General features: G+C 56.1%; 16 protein-coding genes. 4 read left to right on the top strand and 12 right to left on the bottom strand.

From position 1 onward, the window contains the following. Positions 1 to 44: 44 nt before the first annotated feature. Complete coding sequence (gene malX, locus ACMHLI_RS07500; protein WP_413528908.1) at positions 45 to 1,658, bottom strand: maltose/glucose-specific PTS transporter subunit IIBC; 1,614 nt, start codon at positions 1,656 to 1,658, stop codon at positions 45 to 47. Positions 1,659 to 1,913: 255 nt separating this feature from the next. Between malX and malI the strand changes: the two genes are divergently transcribed. Further along, entirely contained in the window at positions 1,914 to 2,945 is a 1,032-nt protein-coding gene (gene malI / locus ACMHLI_RS07495) for a Mal regulon transcriptional regulator MalI (RefSeq protein WP_413528907.1), read from the top strand. A gap of 689 nt (positions 2,946 to 3,634) precedes the next feature. Here the strand turns inward: malI and ACMHLI_RS07490 are convergent. After that, the gene (locus ACMHLI_RS07490; RefSeq protein WP_413528906.1) at positions 3,635 to 3,928 is read right to left on the bottom strand and encodes a DUF1161 domain-containing protein; all 294 of its coding nucleotides are present in this window, start codon (positions 3,926 to 3,928) and stop codon (positions 3,635 to 3,637) included. 46 nt (positions 3,929 to 3,974) lie between these two features. After that, positions 3,975 to 4,343, bottom strand: coding sequence for a DUF1283 family protein (locus ACMHLI_RS07485; protein ID WP_413528905.1), 369 nt, complete (start codon positions 4,341 to 4,343; stop codon positions 3,975 to 3,977). A gap of 133 nt (positions 4,344 to 4,476) precedes the next feature. Here ACMHLI_RS07485 and ACMHLI_RS07480 point away from each other — a divergent pair, with 133 nt between their 5' ends. Next, positions 4,477 to 4,803: a YnfA family protein gene (locus ACMHLI_RS07480; RefSeq protein ID WP_413528904.1), complete on the top strand. Its 327-nt coding sequence runs from the start codon at positions 4,477 to 4,479 to the stop codon at positions 4,801 to 4,803. Positions 4,804 to 4,828: 25 nt separating this feature from the next. Here the strand turns inward: ACMHLI_RS07480 and ACMHLI_RS07475 are convergent, their stop codons facing one another. Beyond that, the gene (locus ACMHLI_RS07475) at positions 4,829 to 5,734 is read right to left on the bottom strand and encodes a LysR family transcriptional regulator (protein WP_413528903.1); all 906 of its coding nucleotides are present in this window, start codon (positions 5,732 to 5,734) and stop codon (positions 4,829 to 4,831) included. Positions 5,735 to 6,044: 310 nt separating this feature from the next. Between ACMHLI_RS07475 and ACMHLI_RS07470 the strand changes: the two genes are divergently transcribed. Beyond that, positions 6,045 to 7,340: an NCS2 family permease gene (locus tag ACMHLI_RS07470; RefSeq protein ID WP_413528902.1), complete on the top strand. Its 1,296-nt coding sequence runs from the start codon at positions 6,045 to 6,047 to the stop codon at positions 7,338 to 7,340. A 129-nt stretch (positions 7,341 to 7,469) separates the two neighbouring features. Here ACMHLI_RS07470 and ydfG read toward each other — a convergent pair whose 3' ends face one another. The 8 genes from ydfG to ACMHLI_RS07430 all read right to left on the bottom strand — a co-directional run bounded on the left by ydfG (position 7,470) and on the right by ACMHLI_RS07430 (position 16,121). Beyond that, on the bottom strand, positions 7,470 to 8,219 hold the full coding sequence (ydfG, locus tag ACMHLI_RS07465; protein ID WP_413528901.1) for a bifunctional NADP-dependent 3-hydroxy acid dehydrogenase/3-hydroxypropionate dehydrogenase YdfG: 750 nt from the start codon (positions 8,217 to 8,219) through the stop codon (positions 7,470 to 7,472). A gap of 124 nt (positions 8,220 to 8,343) precedes the next feature. Beyond that, a complete protein-coding gene (locus ACMHLI_RS07460; RefSeq protein ID WP_413528900.1) occupies positions 8,344 to 9,399 on the bottom strand; it encodes an aldo/keto reductase in 1,056 nt (351 codons plus the stop codon). Positions 9,400 to 9,445: 46 nt separating this feature from the next. After that, positions 9,446 to 10,891, bottom strand: a complete 1,446-nt coding sequence (locus ACMHLI_RS07455) for an MFS transporter (RefSeq protein ID WP_413528899.1) — start codon at positions 10,889 to 10,891, stop codon at positions 9,446 to 9,448. 105 nt (positions 10,892 to 10,996) lie between these two features. Beyond that, positions 10,997 to 12,085: an ABC transporter ATP-binding protein gene (locus tag ACMHLI_RS07450; protein ID WP_413528898.1), complete on the bottom strand. Its 1,089-nt coding sequence runs from the start codon at positions 12,083 to 12,085 to the stop codon at positions 10,997 to 10,999. Then, entirely contained in the window at positions 12,086 to 13,054 is a 969-nt protein-coding gene (locus tag ACMHLI_RS07445; protein ID WP_413528897.1) for a carbohydrate kinase family protein, read from the bottom strand. 4 nt (positions 13,055 to 13,058) lie between these two features. Next, the gene (locus ACMHLI_RS07440) at positions 13,059 to 13,898 is read right to left on the bottom strand and encodes a carbohydrate ABC transporter permease (RefSeq protein WP_413528896.1); all 840 of its coding nucleotides are present in this window, start codon (positions 13,896 to 13,898) and stop codon (positions 13,059 to 13,061) included. Further along, positions 13,895 to 14,797, bottom strand: a complete 903-nt coding sequence (locus tag ACMHLI_RS07435) for a carbohydrate ABC transporter permease (protein WP_413528895.1) — start codon at positions 14,795 to 14,797, stop codon at positions 13,895 to 13,897. The genes ACMHLI_RS07440 and ACMHLI_RS07435 overlap by 4 nt, the downstream gene beginning before the upstream one ends. Before the next feature lie 73 nt (positions 14,798 to 14,870). After that, positions 14,871 to 16,121 (bottom strand): extracellular solute-binding protein, encoded by a 1,251-nt coding sequence (locus tag ACMHLI_RS07430; RefSeq protein WP_413528894.1) that lies wholly within the window; start codon positions 16,119 to 16,121, stop codon positions 14,871 to 14,873. 306 nt (positions 16,122 to 16,427) lie between these two features. Between ACMHLI_RS07430 and ACMHLI_RS07425 the strand changes: the two genes are divergently transcribed. Next, positions 16,428 to 17,600 (top strand): ROK family transcriptional regulator, encoded by a 1,173-nt coding sequence (locus ACMHLI_RS07425; RefSeq protein ID WP_413529022.1) that lies wholly within the window; start codon positions 16,428 to 16,430, stop codon positions 17,598 to 17,600. Positions 17,601 to 17,622 lie beyond the last annotated feature (22 nt).

The following is a 17,622-nucleotide window of genomic DNA, read 5'->3' as shown; positions in this document are numbered from 1 at the left end:
GAAAGCAGAAAAGGGCGACACGATGTCGCCCTGTGTGTTCAGTTTTACGCCGTCACTGGCTCCGGCGCGGCCTGGCTGGCCGCTTCACGGATCAGGTAATCCAGCTCATCTTTCACCGATTGTACCTGCGGCCCGATCACTACCTGCAGATTGTGGTCGTTGAGATGAACCACGCCAATCGCACGGTTAGCTTTCAGGGTGGCGTCATCGACCAGCGACATATCTGCCACGGACAGACGCAGACGGGTGATACAGTTATCCAGAGAAACGATATTTCCGGCGCCGCCCAGCGCGCTCAGAATGACGGGTACGTTGTAACCGGATTTGCTGGAAGAAGGCACCGGCGCGGTGTCAGGCATCGTGTCAGATTCACGTCCTGGCGTTTTGATGTTAAAGCGCATAATGGAGAAGCGGAAGATTGCGTAATACGCCACGAACCAAATCGCCGCGACAACCGGGACCAGATACCATTTGGTCGCCGTGCCGTGCAGGATCCCGAATACCACGAAATCGATGATGTTACCGTCGGTATTACCGATGGTGACGCCAAGTACCGACATAATGGTGAAGCCCAGACCGGTCAGGATTGCATGGATCACGTACAGAACCGGTGCGACGAACAGGAACAGGAACTCGATAGGTTCTGTGGTTCCGCCGACGACGCACGCCACGACGCCGGAAATCAGCAGGCCTTTAATTTTATGACGGTTTTCAGGTTTCGCACAGTGGTACATCGCCAGAGCCGCGCCCGGCAGGCCGCCGAGGAAGGCGGGCATTTTACCCTGAGACAAGAACTGCGTGGCACTTTCAGAGAAACCGTGGGTGGTCGGGCAGGAGAGCTGCGCCTGGAAGATGGTCAGCGCACCGCTCACTTCGCGGCCACAGACATCCATCGTTCCGCCGGCTTCAGTGAACCGAATCAGCGCCACCAGAATGTGATGCAGGCCGAAAGGCAGCAGCAGACGTTCACCGGAACCGAAAATCATCGGCCCGAAGACGCCCGCCCCCTGAATCAGACGGCCCAGACCGTTGATGCCTGCCGCAAAGAACGGCCAGATCAGTGGGATCAGCAAGCCGACTAAGCCGAGCACCACGGTCGTCACGATCGGCACAAAGCGGGTACCGCCGAAGAACGCCAGCGCATCCGGCAGGCGGATAGTGTTGTAGCGTTCATGCAGGATGTAGACGATGATACCAACGATCACTGCGCCCAGAATCCCGGTGTCGATGGACTGAATGCCGAGGATCATCTGAATGTTGTTGGCTTTGAGTACCAGCGGATCCACCGTCGGCAGCGTACCGTTGGCGGTCAGATAGAAGTTAATCGCCAGATTCAGCACCGCGAAACCGACAAAGCCGGAAAACGCCGCGACGCCTTTATTTTCACGCGCCATACCCAGCGGGATGGCGATGGCGAACATTACCGGCAGGAAACTGAACGCGAACGAACCGACTTTGCTCATCCAGACGAAAATCAGCTGGAGGACAGGATTGCCCAATACAGGCAACAGCGTGATGACATCGTGGCTGCTTAACGAGCTGCCGATACCCAGCATGATGCCGCAAAACGACAACAGGGCGACTGGCAGCATGAAGGTTTTACCCAGGCTTTGGAAGAATTCCCAAAGTGTGACTTTTTGTTTTTTATTGGCAGGCATAACTGCTCCCCGAAATTTTTGGTGTTGGCTGTGTGTTGACGGCGGCTAAGATAAAACGTTTTACCTAATTAATACGTGCCACATATCACAATATTTGAACATCACCCGTCTGAAGGGGTTTTAATCTGGTTTAACGTTTTACTAAAATACCCAAATTCGGTATAACTATTTGACCACGCTAATTATTTGCAGTCTGGAATAAAGCGGGCGGGAAGCAACCCGTTAAACGGAGTTTGAAATGAACGAAAACGTCGGATGAGCCATAAAAAAATAACGATTATTGACGTTGCGCAGCACGCGGGGGTTTCCGTCACCACGGTGTCCCTGGTGCTGAGCGGCAAAGGCCGTATCTCACAAACCACGTCTGAGCGGGTAAACCGTGCCGTGGATGAGTTAGGTTTTGTACGAAACCGTCAGGCGAGTACGCTGCGCGGTGGCGAATCCGGCGTGGTCGGGCTGATTGTCCGCGATATCTGCGAACCCTTTTATGCCGAAATGACCGCCGGTCTGAGCGAGATGTTTGAAGCACAGGGCAAAGTGTTGTTCCTGCTGCAAAGCGGCCCGACAGGCAAAGGCCTGGAACGCTGTTTTGACACGTTGCTGACGCACGGTGTTGACGGGATTGTTATCGCAGGCGGTGTGAATTCGATTGCCGGACTGAAGGAAAAAGCCGAAGAGCAGGGCGTCCCGCTGATTTGTGCGGCGCGCTCGGGCGGTATTGAAGGCGTTGACGTCGTGCGCCCGGACAACATGCTGGCCGCAAAAATGGCCACGGAATATCTGATCAAACGCGGCCATAAGCAGATAGCCTACCTCGGTGGTCTGAGCAATTCACTCACCCGTGCCGAACGTCTAGGCGGGTTCTGCGCCACGCTTTTGCAATACGGCCTGCCGTTTCGCAGCGAATGGATTATCGAATGTGATTACCCGCAGAAATGTGCCGCCGATGCGGCAGAAGCGTTGTTATCGCATTACCCGAAAATCAGCGCCATCGTGTGCCATAAAGCCTCCGTCGCGATGGGGGCCTATTTCGGCGTCATGCGCACCGGCACGCAGGTCGGCGGCGGTGCGGTAGACAACTTCTTCCAGCAAAAAGTCGCGCTAATTGGCATGGAAGATGCCCCGGAATCCGCCCTGACCGAACCGCCGCTAACCTCGATCGCTAACTCGGCGAGGGAAATTGGCTATGCCGCTGCCCGGCGGTTATTGATGAGGATCGGCGGACAGAATCTGGAAGCGCAAAATATTATTGTGGCACCGGGGTTGGTGGAGAGGGAATCGGCTTAGTAGGTGCCAGGCGGGGGAATGAGTGGGATTGTTTTAAATTCACAGTCAAGATCAAGGTCGTGGGTTGCCACCCACACTGGCCTTAAGGGCGGCTTATCGCCGCCGCCCTTAAGAATCCCAGGCTCTTTAAAACACGTGCCATGCAGACGGGCTCTGTTTCAGATAGTTGCGTTATTGCCGCAAAATCCCGCCGCTGCGCGGTGCCCTCCGGTCGGGTTACAACCCGCGCAAAAAGCCGCGCGGTTTTCCACCTCTTCCTCCGGCGTGATTTTTGAACGCGGCCACAGCTTTTTAGGTCACAACTTGACCGGCTCAGAAAAGGAAAAGAAAACCACCAACTGAAAACTTAAAATGGTGGGATGGCGCGATAAAAAAATCCTGCTGAACGGAGCGGCCTGAAGACCATAGGCTTCAGGACCGAGAGAAGGCACCGCGCAGCGGCAGGGTTTTGCGCCACACGTGGGAGTCACAGAACATGTCCATCGTTTTCGCGATAGCGCGTGTTTGGAAAAGCGTGGGAGATCAAAGAGGGAGGCGCTTTCCTCCCTCTTTGGCGGTTTCGGCGGGGTGAGGTAAGTGATCACTGCACGTGAGAAACCGAAATATTCTCGGTCAGATATAAATATTCTCGGTCAGATTTAAACACTCTCGTTCAGATTTAAGCCGCCAGTGCAGCGGCATCTGCACAATTAATTACTGTCCTGACTCGTCCCGGTTTTAGGATTCGAATTGCTCTCATCCCCTGCGCCAGCGGTCTTCGTATAGATGATCTTCTGGCTATCATTCCCGCAATGCCCGACGACTTGTCCACCGGCCTGATCGGCCTGATCGTTTGGCACGATGTCGAGTTTGAAACCTGACTCCGGTAAACCGTTAGCGACGATTTTCTGGGTGATATCCGCTTTCACCGTATCACAGGAAGCCTGTGCGACGAGCGGAGCCAGCATCACAACGGCAAGTCCGGCTAATAGTGTCTTTTTCATCATTCATTCCTTTTATGAAAATTACAGTATTAATGAGTTTAGCAGATTACGGCGCGAGTAACTGACGGCCTGTACGGCGGTCGAGGCAGCGCTCAGTGTTTTCTTCCCAATAGGCATTGACGTTCTGGCTGGCGTTGCATTTATCACGCAAATCAACCGAGTTGTCATATTTGGAATAATCTTTCTCTGCACGCTGATTTTTTAACGCGCGCAGGCGCTGGGTTTCATTCCACTGTTCTTTGCTCTGGCGTGCTTCTTCGTTGCTCATGGCATCATTGCCGCTACCGCCAAAAACACAGGTCCCGCCCGCGCAGTTGGTGGCGGCCAGTGCAGGCGCTTGCCAGGCTGCTGTCATGACCAGCAGGGCGACCGGCAATACGCTGCGGGTCAGTCGGGACATAAACGTTGTATTCATTAGCTCATCCTTATAGTTTACACATCGCTCAGGCGAATATAGCAAGTATAACATCCCGCCAATTCACGTCATCCTCTGACAGGAAACTGGTTGATTTCTTATTGAACTTCGGACTCTAAACCTGAAAATGATCATGCTCAAAACGTCTTTACTGTTCTTTGCGACGGCGCTGGCGGAAATCATCGGCTGCTTTCTGCCTTATCTCTGGCTGCGCAAAGGGGGCAGCGCACTGCTGCTGTTGCCTGCGGCGCTGAGTCTGGCGGCGTTCGTCTGGCTGCTGACGCTGCATCCCGCGGCCAGCGGGCGGGTGTATGCGGCTTACGGCGGGGTGTATGTGATGACCGCCATGCTGTGGCTGCGTTTTGTCGACGGCGTGAAACTCAGCACTACTGACTGGCTCGGTGCCTGCGTCGCACTGGTCGGAATGCTTATCATCGTTTCGGGCTGGAAAGCCGCTTAATGCGATAAACTCTTAATGCGATAAACTACTGCGATAAACGTTCCATCATCACGATCACTTTCTGAATGACTATCTGCGCTGCGCGTGAAAGCTGACGGCGCGGGGCGACGCACAACGCCAGCGTCAGCGGTTTCGCCGTGCGGCCCTGCAAGGGGACAAACGCCAGCCGGTTTTCTTGTAAATCGGGTAAGACATCCAGCAAACTCAGTACACCGACACCGGCGCCTTTACGGATCAGTTCACGCATCATTCGTACGTCATTGCAGACAATCGACGGCGTTTCCAGCAGCTGATAGCGGTTATACAGCAGTTTGGCACGGGCGTTGACCATCAGCGGTTCCGACGGAATGATCTGCCGGTAAGCCGCGATATCACTGAACGACAACGATACCTGCCGCGACAACTCGTGCCCGACCGGCATGGCGATGCCAATCGGCAATTCTGCGAAGGCGCGCACTTCCAGCCCGGTATGCTCGACCGGATCGAGCAGCAGACCGAAATCCACTTCTGCCGAACTGACCTGCTCGCTGATATTGCGGCTGTCTTCGATGCGGATATCAAAGGTGAGATAGGGATGTTCTTTACCCACTTCGGCAATCAGCTCCGCCACCATGCCTTCGCTGAGCGCGGCAATCATCGAGATGGTGACGTGTCCGCGACGTAATCCCTGGATCTCATCGAATCTTTCACGGGTGCGTGAAAATTCTTTTCGCCAGCGACGAATGTCATCGAACAAGATTTCACCCGCCGAGGTCAGTTTCAGACCGGTGGGGAGACGCTCAAACAGCGGTGTTTCCAGCGTCTGTTCCGCCTGCAAAATCTGCCGGTTGATAGCCGAAGCTGAGACGTGCAGCACTTCGGCCGCTTTGCGCAAACTTCCTGTTCGGGCCACTTCCGTAAAATATTGCGAAAAACGGGAGAAGGGTGACATAGGTGTACTAATTTATGCAGTGAATAAGTGAGATATCTATTATGGACTGCATCACTCATTTTTCCTAGATTGTGCGATGCCCCTTTGTAAAACAATGTCCTCAGGTTGTTTTACGTACAAAGTGGCAATGACAGGGTTCGTCAAAACACGTTTTTAGCTCGTGTTCCGCTATCAGTACAGGCAGTGGGGCGAATTGTGGCATCCCTCACTGCGGGCGCGCGGGCGTGTTTTGAAAAACAATACTAATAACAAGCGTGCGCTATTTGATCGCCAGATGAAAAGTGATCACGCGACCAAGAGATTCCTTCTCATGTTAGAAAAAATATTTAAGTTAAAAGCTCACCGCACTAACGTGCGCACGGAGATTGTGGCAGGACTGACTACATTTTTAGCAATGGCTTATATTCTGTTCGTTAACCCGTCTATTTTGGGCGCGACGGGTATGGATAAAGGTTCCGTTTTTGTTGCGACGTGTCTTGCTGCCGCAATCGGTTCCGCGCTGATGGGCTTCATTGCAAACTACCCGATCGCGCTGGCACCGGGTATGGGATTAAACGCCTTTTTCACCTACACCGTTGTTTTGCACATGGGTTATACGTGGCAGATCGCTTTGGGTGCGGTGTTCCTTTCCGCCTGTATTTTCTTCGCGTTATCCATTTTTAAAATCCGTGAATGGATCATCCGCAGTATCCCGTTGCCGTTGCGCTCGGCGATTGCCGCGGGTATCGGGTTGTTCCTGGCGCTGATCGCGCTGGAAAACGCCGGTATCGTGATTGCAAATCCGGCCACGCTGGTAGGTTTGGGCGACCTGACCAAACCGGGGCCGCTGTTCGCCATGCTGGGTTTCATTCTGATCGTGGTACTGGAAGCGCGCAGAGTCACCGGTGCTGTGCTTATCGGCGTATTGGCCGTGACCGTACTGGCTATCGCACTGGGTTATTCGGCCTTCGGTGGGATCATGTCGATGCCGCCGTCTATCGCGCCAACCTTCATGCAGCTGGATATCAAAGGCGCGTTCAACGTGTCGCTGATTAGCGTTATCTTCGCGTTCCTGTTCGTGGATGTGTTCGATAACTCCGGTACCCTGATTGGCGTGACCAAACGCGCAGGGCTGGCGGACGAAGACGGCAACATTCCGAAAATGGGCCGCGCGCTGGTGGCTGACAGTGCCGCTGCGCTGTTTGGTTCTTTACTCGGGACGTCAACCACCACCAGTTATATCGAATCTGCTGCGGGCGTGAGCGCCGGTGGACGTACCGGGCTGACGGCGATTGTGGTTGCTATTCTGTTCCTGTTGAGCCTGTTCTTCGCACCGCTGGCGGGAAGCGTTCCGGCCTTCGCCACTGCTCCGGCGCTGCTGTTCATCGCGGTGCTGATGACATCAGGTCTGGCAGAGATTGACTGGAAAGACATCACCGTCGCCGCGCCGGTCACCGTGACGGCGCTCACCATGCCATTCACGTACTCCATTGCTAACGGCATCGCGTTCGGTTTTATCACCTGGACACTGTGCAAACTGCTGACCGGCCGCTGGCGTGAGCTGAATTCCGCGCTGATCGTGCTGTCGATTTTGTTTGTGATTAAGCTGGGCTGGCTGAGCGCGTAATTCGCATTCAGTGAGAAGAAGGGCGCGGGCAGTTTTGCCGCGCCTTTTTTGTTTATGGCCGTACCGGAGAAATAAAAAAAGCAGCCGGAGCTGCTTTTCATTATTTCTCGTCCATATCAGGAAACAAGATCACTCTTCGCGATGTACCTGCAAACCGGCGAGAGACTGGCTGACCGGCATCATCTCAATACTGTTGATGTTGACGTGCGCAGGCAGCGTTGAAACCCAGAAGACGGATTCGGCGACGTCCACGGCGGTCAGCGGATTGGTGTTGTCGTAGGTTTTGCTGACTTTCTCATCGTCGCCTTTAAAGCGCACGCTGGAGAATTCAGTACCGCCGCACAGGCCCGGTTCGATGTTGGTGACGCGAACGTGGGTGCCGTGCAGGTCGGTGCGCAGGTTCAGGCTGAACTGACGGACGAAGGCTTTGGTCGCGCCGTAGACGTTGCCGCCCGCGTACGGCCAGTTACCGGCGGTAGAGCCGATGTTGATCACGTGCCCGATATTACGTTCAACCATGCCCGGCAGCACGGCGCGGGTCATGTACACCAGGCCTTTGGTGTTGGTGTCGATCATTTTATCCCAGTCTTCCAGCGAGGCTTTGTCGGCTTTTTCCAGACCGAGCGCCAGGCCGGCATTGTTCACCAGCACGTCGATATTACGCCATTCGGCAGGCAGGCTGTCGATGGCATCCTGAATGGATGCGCGGTTGGTGACGTCCAGTTCTACAGCGTACAGCGCGTCTCCCAGTTCGGCTTTCAGATCATCCAGACGCTCTTTGCGGCGGCCGGTGGCAATGACTTTATGACCTTCTTTGACAAACTTACGTGCGATTTCTGCACCAAATCCGGCGGTGGCGCCGGTAACAAAAATAATCATCCCGGTATTCCTCTGTTTTAGGCAAAGTGCGCCTGCGGCACACAAAAAGACGCTGTCAGTATTAACACAAAAATAACGAGACCGGCAGGGTAAGCCGGTCTGCGTTGGTATCATTTTATTGCCATTACTTATTCAGATAGGGCGCAATCAGTGATAAATCCGCCGCCGAGAGACGGTCTGGCGCCGTCTGCGCCTGGTGCCAGTAAGGATACAGCAACGGCAACTGACTGACAGCATTGAGTTTTTCTATTTCTTCGTGGGTGAGCGTTAAGTCAGCGGCTTTGAGATTGTCCTGCAGCTGGGTATCGTTGCGCGCGCCGACGATCACCGACGTCACCTGTGGCCGGGCAATCAGCCACGCCAGCGCGATCTGCGCCGCCGAGACGCCACGGGCTTCGGCGATCTCTACCAGCACATCCACCACGTCGTAAAGTGCGCTTTCATCACGCACCGGCGGCTCGCCCCAGTCGGCCAGATGGCGGGTGCCTTCAGGCGCTGCCTGATTGCGGCGATATTTGCCGGAGAGCAATCCGCCCGCCAGCGGACTCCAGACCAGCGTGCCGAGCCCCTGATCCTGCGCCGCAGGCAATAATTCGTATTCGGCTTCGCGCGCCTGCAAGGTGTAATGGATTTGCTGGCTGACCGGGCGAATATAATGACTGGCTTGCGCGACGCCCAGCGTTTTCATTACATGCCAGGCGGAAAAGTTCGAGACCCCCACGTAACGTACTTTACCGCTGCTGACTAAGTCATCGAGGGCGCGCAGTGTTTCTTCCAGCGGCGTCTGTCCGTCCCATTGATGCAGCTGATACAAATCAAGATAGTCAGTGTTCAGACGCTTCAGGCTGGCTTCGCAGGCGCGCAGGATATGGTGACGCGATGAGCCGCGATCGTTCGGGCCATCGCCCATCGGGAAGCGCGCTTTACTGGCGATCAGCACGTCGTGGCGTTTGTCGCCGAGCGCCTTGCCGAGGATGACTTCAGATTCACCGCCTGAATAGACGTCGGCGGTGTCGAACAGGTTGATGCCCGCATCAAGACACAGTCCGATCTGGCGTTGTGCGGCTTCGACGTCAGTCTGGCCGGTTTTGGCGAATTTCCCCTGACCACCAAACGTCATGGTGCCAAGGCTGAGAACTGAAACTTTCAGGCCAGAGCGGCCTAACAAGCGGTATTCCATGGTATTTCTCCATTTTTCGGATACTTAATTTCAGTCTGGCTGCGCTTTATTTATCCGGCGCAGCCGGTTGGGGTACAGATTCTTTTTTATATCGCAATTCGTCGCCCGCGGTCTTATCCAGCGTCAGGCTGTCGAGAGTGCCTGCCAGCGAAAACACACCGATAATGATGAAGGCAATGTGGAACGTTCCCACCTGCAGGGTTTCACTGGCTGGTAAAAAGTGTTCGGCGATGCGCAGGGAGAGCGCGCCAATGGCAATGCCGAGGCCGGTGGAGAGCTGCTGCGCGGTGTTAAACAGCGTATTCGCGCCGCCCATCTGCTCGCCGGGAACCTGCGAGAAGGCCAGCGTATTCAGTGCCGTGAACTGCATCGACCGGGTCATGCCGCTGGCGAATAACAGCAACAGCGTCAGCGCAGCCGGTACTTCAGGCGTTAACAGCGCGCAGGCAAAAATCGTCGCCGAATTGAGCAGGCCGTTAATCAGCATAATCGACTTAAAGCGGAAGCGGTGCAAAATCGCCGAAGTAAAAGGCTTCATCGCCAGATTTCCGGCAAACACGGCCAGCACCAGTAAACCGGCATCAAACGCGCTCATGCCGTAACCAAGCTGGAACATCAGCGGCAGCAGGAATGGCAGGGCGCCGATGGCGATACGGAACAGCGAACCGCCGTAAATTGTGACGGCGTAACTTCTGATTTTCAGCGCCACCAGCGGCAGCAAAGGATGAGCAGCCCGTTTTGAATGCCATGCCGCCAGCGCACCCGCAATCAGTGCGCCACCGACCATCGCGACCGGTTTCCAGTCGATCTGGCCTTCGTTGAATTTATCCAGCCCGAAGGTAAGCCCCAGACAGGCCATGCCGGTGAGGATAAAACCGGTGACGTCAAACGGCACGCCTTTCTCCCCCGGTGCCTGCGGAATAAGCCTGCGGGCGAACAGCAATGCGATAATCCCTAACGGCGCGTTGAGAATAAAAATCCAGTGCCACGAAGCATAGGTGGTAATAAAACCGCCGAGCGGCGGCCCGAGGATAGGCGCGACCAGACCGGGCCAGGTAATGGTGGCTATCGCACGGATCAAATCCGATTTTTGGGTATTTTTCAGCACCACCAAACGCCCGACCGGCACCATCAGCGCCCCGGCAAACCCCTGCAACATGCGCGCGGCGGTAAAGGTCCCGAGGCTGGCGCTGGCGGAGCACAACATCGAGGCGAGGGTGAACAGAACGATTGCCAGCGAGAAAATATTGCGCGTGCCAAACCGGTTAGCAATCCAGCCGCTGGCGGGAATAAACACCGTGAGCGTCAGAATGTAGGCCGACACGCCAATGTTCATATCCACCGGATGCACGCCGAAGTCTTTCGCCATTTGCGGCAGCGCGGTGACGATCACCGTCGCGTCGAGGTTTTCCATGAAAAATGCCCCTGCAACCAGCAGCGGCAGTGCGGAACCCGGAGGCAGCGAGAATTTTTTGATAGGGAACAAGCTCATAGATGGTAAGCGCGCTAATCAACCAGGCAAGGTTTGAGCATAGCGTATTGGGGGGAGGCGTCAATGACAGAAACGCCTTCCCCGTATGAGGAAGGCGTGGGGAAATTATACCTCCGCCAGCCGCTCCCCCGTTGCCGCATCAAACAAATGAATGGCGTCGCTGTTGGCTTCAAGATACAGCGGCTGATCGGCGCTGACGCGCGCCCGACCGGCGAACTGAACGTGCAGTGGGAAGCCGCTCCAGTCGATGTGCAGCAGGCTGCTTTCGCCGGTGACTTCCAGCAGTCTCAGCGTCGCGGCGGGCTGGGCGCTGTGTTGCACCGGACGGAGATCGTGCGGGCGCAGGCCGAGCGTGACCGGCAGTCCTTCGGAATGACGCGCCTGCAATGCCCATTTTTCTGGCAGCGCGAACCACAGCTGTTCGCAGGTGACGCCCGGTTTTCCGTCGATACTCTGAAACACGCCGCTGAGTAAGTTCATCGGCGGAGAGCCAATGAACCGCGCCACGAAGGTGTTGACTGGTTTATCGTAAATCGACAGCGGATCGCCCTGTTGCACAATAAATCCGTCTTTCATCACCACGATATTGTCCGCCAGCGTCATCGCCTCTACCTGATCGTGCGTCACATACACCGTCGTGGTGCGGAACTGCTGATGCAGCGATTTGATTTCGGCGCGCAGCTCCATACGCAACTGTGCGTCGAGATTTGAGAGCGGTTCATCGAACAAAAACACTTTCGGATTACGCACCAGCGCGCGACCCATCGCCACACGCTGACGCTGGCCGCCGGACAAATCTTTCGGTAAGCGTTTCAGCAGATGGTCAATGCCCAGCACTTTCGCCGCCTGCTGAACTTTCGCCTGCTGTTCGGCTTTCGGCACTTTTTTCACCTGCATATGGAACGCCATATTCTCGGCCACGGTCAGGTGCGGATACAGCGCATAGCTTTGAAATACCATCGCGATGTCACGATCGGCGGGGTCAAAATTATTAATCTGCTGTTTATCGAGCAGAATATCGCCGTCCGAAAGGGATTCGAGACCAGCCAGCAAGCGCAGCAGCGTCGATTTCCCACAGCCCGACGGCCCGACCAGCACGGTGAAACTGCCGTCAGGAATGGTCAGATCCAGCGGTTTCAATACCTGTACTTTGCCGTAACGTTTGGCGACTTTTACCAGTTCTACCAGAGCCATTTAGATGTTCTCCACAAGGCCAAAAAGCGATTGCCAGTCAGGGTAACGGCGCGGGGAACTGCCAATCGCACAACCGGCGACGCGCACCCCCCATTGCAGCGCCGTGGCAGGCGGCAGGCCATAAATCAGCGCGGATAAAAATCCGGCGTTAAAACTGTCGCCGGCACCGATGGTATCGACGACCTCCACCGGTTCGGCGTGCTGATGCAGTATCAGAGCGGCTGACCACAAACGCGCGCCCTCAGGCCCGCATTTGGCAACGCAAAAAGCACCGTCTGCCATCTGCGAAAGCAGGCGGTGAGCGGCGGCGTCGAGCGTGACGGCATCGGCCAGCCCGAGCGTTTCAACTTCATTGAGCAGCAGCGCATCGCAAAACGGCAGCCAGTTCGCCGCTTGTTCACGCAGTGCATCGCTCCAGTCCTGCGGTGGCCAGCCGCTGTCGACGGCAACGTGATAACCGCGCTGTTTCAGCGTGGAAAGCAGTTGCGGATAGTCCGCGTACAGCGCGGTACAAAGCCAGGTTCCGCAGAGCAGTACCCAGTCGCCGGGCTGCGCGGTTTCCGGTAATTGCGCGAGCACGTCCTGCATCGAAAGGCGAACGATGTGCCCCTGATTACTAAAGAATGTGCGTTCATGGTCCGGATGCGTCACGCCGAAAGTCAGCGAGGTTTCGCAGTCGGCGGTCGGCCAGTGGGGTGCGCTTTCTGGAAATAAACCCGCCAGCCAGCCGGTAAACTGATCGTTGCCCTGATTGGCGACTAAACGATGGGGCGTACCGAGCGCCGCCAGCGCCAGCGCGCAGTTACCCGCAGAACCGCCGGGGCGCAGGGAGCTGCTGTCGAGCATCGCTTCGGTGCCTTTTTTCGGCCAGGCGTGCAGCGTACTCATGATCAAATCCACATTGATATTGCCCGCCACGAACAGCGTGGCAAAGGCGTCGGGTTTCTTCATTCTTGTTACGTTTCCCATGAGCTTATCCCTTGCTGCCGCCAGCGGTTAACCCGCTGACCAGTGTTTTTTGCAGCCAGAGGGCAACAAAGAGCGGCGGAATGGCCGCCAGAATGCCGACGGCGGCAATCAGCCCGTCATCGGTGGCGCGCCCGGCGGTGAAACCGGCGATGGTGACCGGCAACGTCTGGGCGTCGATATTGTTGGTGAACAGCAGCGCGTAAAAGAATTCATCCCATGCCAGCAGCCAGCCAAACATCGCTGAGGCACCCAGCGCCGGTTTTGCCAGCGGCAGCGTAATGCGCAGCAGCACCTGCCAGTAGCGAAGACCGTCAAGGCGCGCGGCCTGTTCGATGTCGATCGGCAGGGCGTCGAACTGGTTTTTCAGCATCCACGTCAGGAACGGCAGGATCATCGAGCAATACACCAAAATCAGCCCGAGGTGCGTATTGAGCAGCGAAAGCTGTTGCAGGATAAAGTACAGCGGCAGAACGAACGCCACCGGCGGCACCATGTAAATCGCCAGACCGCCAAACAGCCAGCCGTCGCGGCCGGGATAGCGCGAGAAGCTGTACGCCGCAGGAATGGCCAGCAGCAGGGAGATGATTGTCGCACCGCAGGCCACCAGCAGGCTGTTGCCAAGGGCGTGTAAGAACAGCGCGCCGGGCTGCCCGGCCTGCAAGGTCAGCAGGCTGGCGTATCGGCTGAAATCCCAGTGGCGCGGCAGCCATTCCAGCGGAATGCGGGTCAGATCGGCCGCCGAGCTGACGCTCATCAGGAACATCCACACCAGGGGTGCAAGGATCGACGCGGCCAGAACCAGCGCGGCGAGATAGCGCAGAATAAGCCGGATTTTCTGTTTCATTCGACGCTCCCTGAACGGCGCTGACGCAGCAGCATCACCATGTAAATCAAAATGAGCAGGGCACAAATCAGCGTCATGAGTATCGCGTAAGCGGCACCGCTGCCTGCGCGCAGATAACTGAAGGATTCCTGATAGACAAAGAAACTGACGGTTTTGGTGCTGTCGAGCGGGCCGCCGCGGGTCATGACGTAAATAATGTCGAAGACTTTAAACGCGTCAATCGTGCGCAGAATAAGCGCCACCGCCAGCGGTGCGGCGATCGCCGGTAAAGTGATTTTACGAAAACGCCGGAATGCGGATGCGCCGTCCAGACGGGCCGCCTCGAATAAATCCTCTGGTATTGTCTGCAACGCGGCCAGCACCAGCAGGGTGATCAGCGGGTAGTTCTTCCAGATATCCGCGAACATCACAGCGTTAATGGCCGAAGACGGGTCACCGAGCCAGCTGCGGTAGGTGTCGATGAGGCCAAGCTGCGTGAGCAGGGCGTTGATGCTGCCGTAATCCGGATTGAAATTCAGTCGCCACATGGTGGCGTTGACGATAGTCGGCAGCGCCCACGGCAAAATCACCAGGACGCGCAGGGCGCTGCGTCCCCAAAAGGGCTGATTGAGCAGCAGGGCAACCAGCACGCCGATAAAGCCTTCAATAATTACCGAGACTACGGTGAAATACAGCGTGCGCCAGAGTGCTGCGCGAAAATCCGGATCGGTCAGCGCGTAGAGAAAGTTTTCGCTGCCCACCCAGTTGGGCGCAGAGCCGTCGCCGATAAGTCCGGCGTCGGTAAAACTGAGCCACAGCGTGCGGGCCAGCGGCCAGGCGGTCAGCAGGAACATCATCAGCAGCATCGGCGCGAGGAGCACCCAGGCCTGACGACGTTCACGTTGCGGTAAAGTAAGCATGCTTGATTCCCGGCCCGTCATCATGGGGAGATGACGGGCTGTAGTGTTGGCTTAAGAGTGTGGTGAAAAGCAATTAACGTAAACGATCGGCGGCTTTGGTTGCGGCTTCCATACCGTCCTGCGCCGGGGTTTTACCCTGCAATACCGCCTGAATGTTTTGCTGCAAAATGTTGGACAAGCGGGAGTAATCCGCCGTCACTGGACGCGACAACATCACGTTCAGCGAGGTTTTGGCGGCGGCGATCAGCTGTTCCTGATCTTTCTGCACCGCCGGATCGTCATAAGAGGATTTCCAGATCGGCAGGCTCAGCTTGGCGTATTTGTTCTGCACCGGCTGGGAGGTCATGTAGCTGATAAATTCCCACGCCTGATCAGGATGCGCACTGGCTTTGGCGATACCCAGACCCATCGAGCCGTTGACGCCGGATGCGCCGCCCGCTTCCCCCCCCGGAGCCGGAACTACGCCGACGTCACCCGCGACTTTGCTCTGTTTGGGGTCATTGGCCATGTTGTACATGTATGTCCAGTTCAGCGCGAACGCCGCATCACCGTTGGAGAAGGACTTGCGCACGTCTTCTTCCAGATACTCGCGGGAGTTCGGGTTGGTCAGCCCTTTATCCAGCGTCTCTTTCATGTAATTGATGGCTTTCATGGCGCCGGAGTTAGTGAAGTTAAGCTTTCCGTCTTGATAGAAATCGCCTTTGAAGGCGGAGACCAGCGTGGTGTAGTCACACAGCAGCGCTTCAGACTGCGACCAGCTCCACACCAGTGGATATTTCACAATACCTTTTTCTTTCAGGATGGCCGACTGCTTCTCAACGTCAGCCCAGGTGGCCGGTGGCGTCGTGATCCCGGCCTTCGCCAGCATGGCTTTGTTGTAATAGAGATATTTGGTGTCGAGGATCCACGGCATCCCCCAGCGCTTGTCTTTGTAAGTCACGGTGGAAATTGCACCGTCGAAGATCTTATTGCTCTCTTCGGCCGGAATACGCGCGGTGACGTCCTGCAACAGGCCGTACTTGTTGAATTCGGCAGGCCAGATCGCATCGAACAGCACCACGTCATAGCCTTTGTCACCGGCACCGCGTGCGGCGACGATTTTGTCGTGCAGCGCTTCGTACGGCACAAACTCCAGATTCACTTTGATGTCCGGGTGCAGTTTGGTGAAATCAGCGGTCATCGCGCGGATATCCGCTTCGCTGTACGCCGCCTGGGTCATGAACAGGGCGCTAAGGGTCGTGTCCGCCAGCACGCTGGCCGAATAACCAAAAGTCAGGGCAGAAAGGGCGCACAGGGTCGCCGCTGGGGTAAGTCGCAGGCTCATCGTCATTCTCCGAAACAGGGTTAAGTTTATTAAATCAATTTGATTGCTTTAATCGGCTAAAAAAAATGGGAAGGCCTATTTCTGCCAGTCCCTGCGTCCCTGCCGGATTGTGCTACTGGGTCTGAAGGTGAATCTCAAAACTGCTGCAAATGAATAGTGACTGGCGATTATTATTAACATGCCAATAACATTCAAAGCTGTGATGACACCGTCAAATTCATATACTGATAATTATAAAATCAATTTGATTGCTGTAATCACTCTCCGCATACTGCCCGCAAGGTCTTCACCGTGGAGAGAGATGTGATTACAACGTCGGGTACCAATCTTGAGCACGCCCGTGCTCACAATCGTCGGGTCGTGATTGAAGCTATTCGTCTCAACGGTGAACTGACCCGCGCCGAAATTGCCCGGCTGACGTCGCTTACGCCACAAACCGTGTCCAACATCGCCACCGAGCTCGAACAGGCGGGGATCCTCTCCTCCCATCTGCCGCGCCGCGAGGGCGGACGTGGTCAACCAGCAACGCCACTGACACTCAATCCTGACAGCGCCTATTCCATTGGCATCCATCTTGATCATCAGTCGCTGCTGATTGTGCTGGTCGATCTCACCGGTTCGGTCCGCTTTCGCAGCCTGATCCGGGTACAGAAACCGCAGCCAGAGCCCACGCTGGCTCTGATTGATCAGGTACTGCAAGAAATGCGCCAACAGGTGAAAATCGACTGGCGGAAAATGTTGGGCATTGGCGTGGTGATGCCGGGGCCATTCGGCGTGGAGGGGATTTCATCGCAAGGCCCGACCACGCTGCACGGATGGGACGACGTCGATATCGAAGCGCATCTGAGCGCGGCAACAGGCTGGCCGGTGACTCTCGAAAATGATGCCACCGTGGCCGCCATCGGCGAGCGTTTTCACGGCGTAGCCAAGCAATTATCATCCTTTGTGTATCTGTATATCGGCACCGGTCTGGGGGCAGGCATCTTCACCGACGGGCGAATTTACACCGGTCATGCACACAATGCGGGCGAGGTCGGCCACATTGTGGTGCAACCGGGCGGACGCGAATGCTATTGCGGCAACAAAGGGTGCCTCGAACGTTACCTTTCTTTGCAGGCGGCTTACGAAGCTTGCGGATTAGATCCGGCATCAGCCATGCCCGAAGATCTGCTGGAAGTGGACGAAAAACGCTTCAGTCAATGGCTGGATACTGCCGTTGAACCCGCCTGTCAGGCCATCAATATCATGGAATGCGTGTTCGACGCGCAGTGCGTCATTATCGGCGGCACCATGCCGAAACCGCTGGTCGAGAAGCTGATACAGCGCCTGACGCCGCTCTACAACTCTGTGCGCAGCCGCTATCCGCAGCACGCGCGTATTCGCCTGGGGATGTCCGGCAGTGACACCGCTGCGCTCGGAGCCGCCGCATTGCCGATTTTCGATGAATTCAATCCGCAGTACGAAGTGCTGCTGAAATAAATCTCCCCGCAGTAAAAAACAT

Origin of the sequence: Rahnella inusitata (genome assembly GCF_965118895.1) — a bacterium.
Lineage (GTDB): Bacteria > Pseudomonadota > Gammaproteobacteria > Enterobacterales > Enterobacteriaceae > Rahnella > Rahnella inusitata_A.
This window is presented reverse-complemented; position numbering and strand designations above follow the sequence as displayed.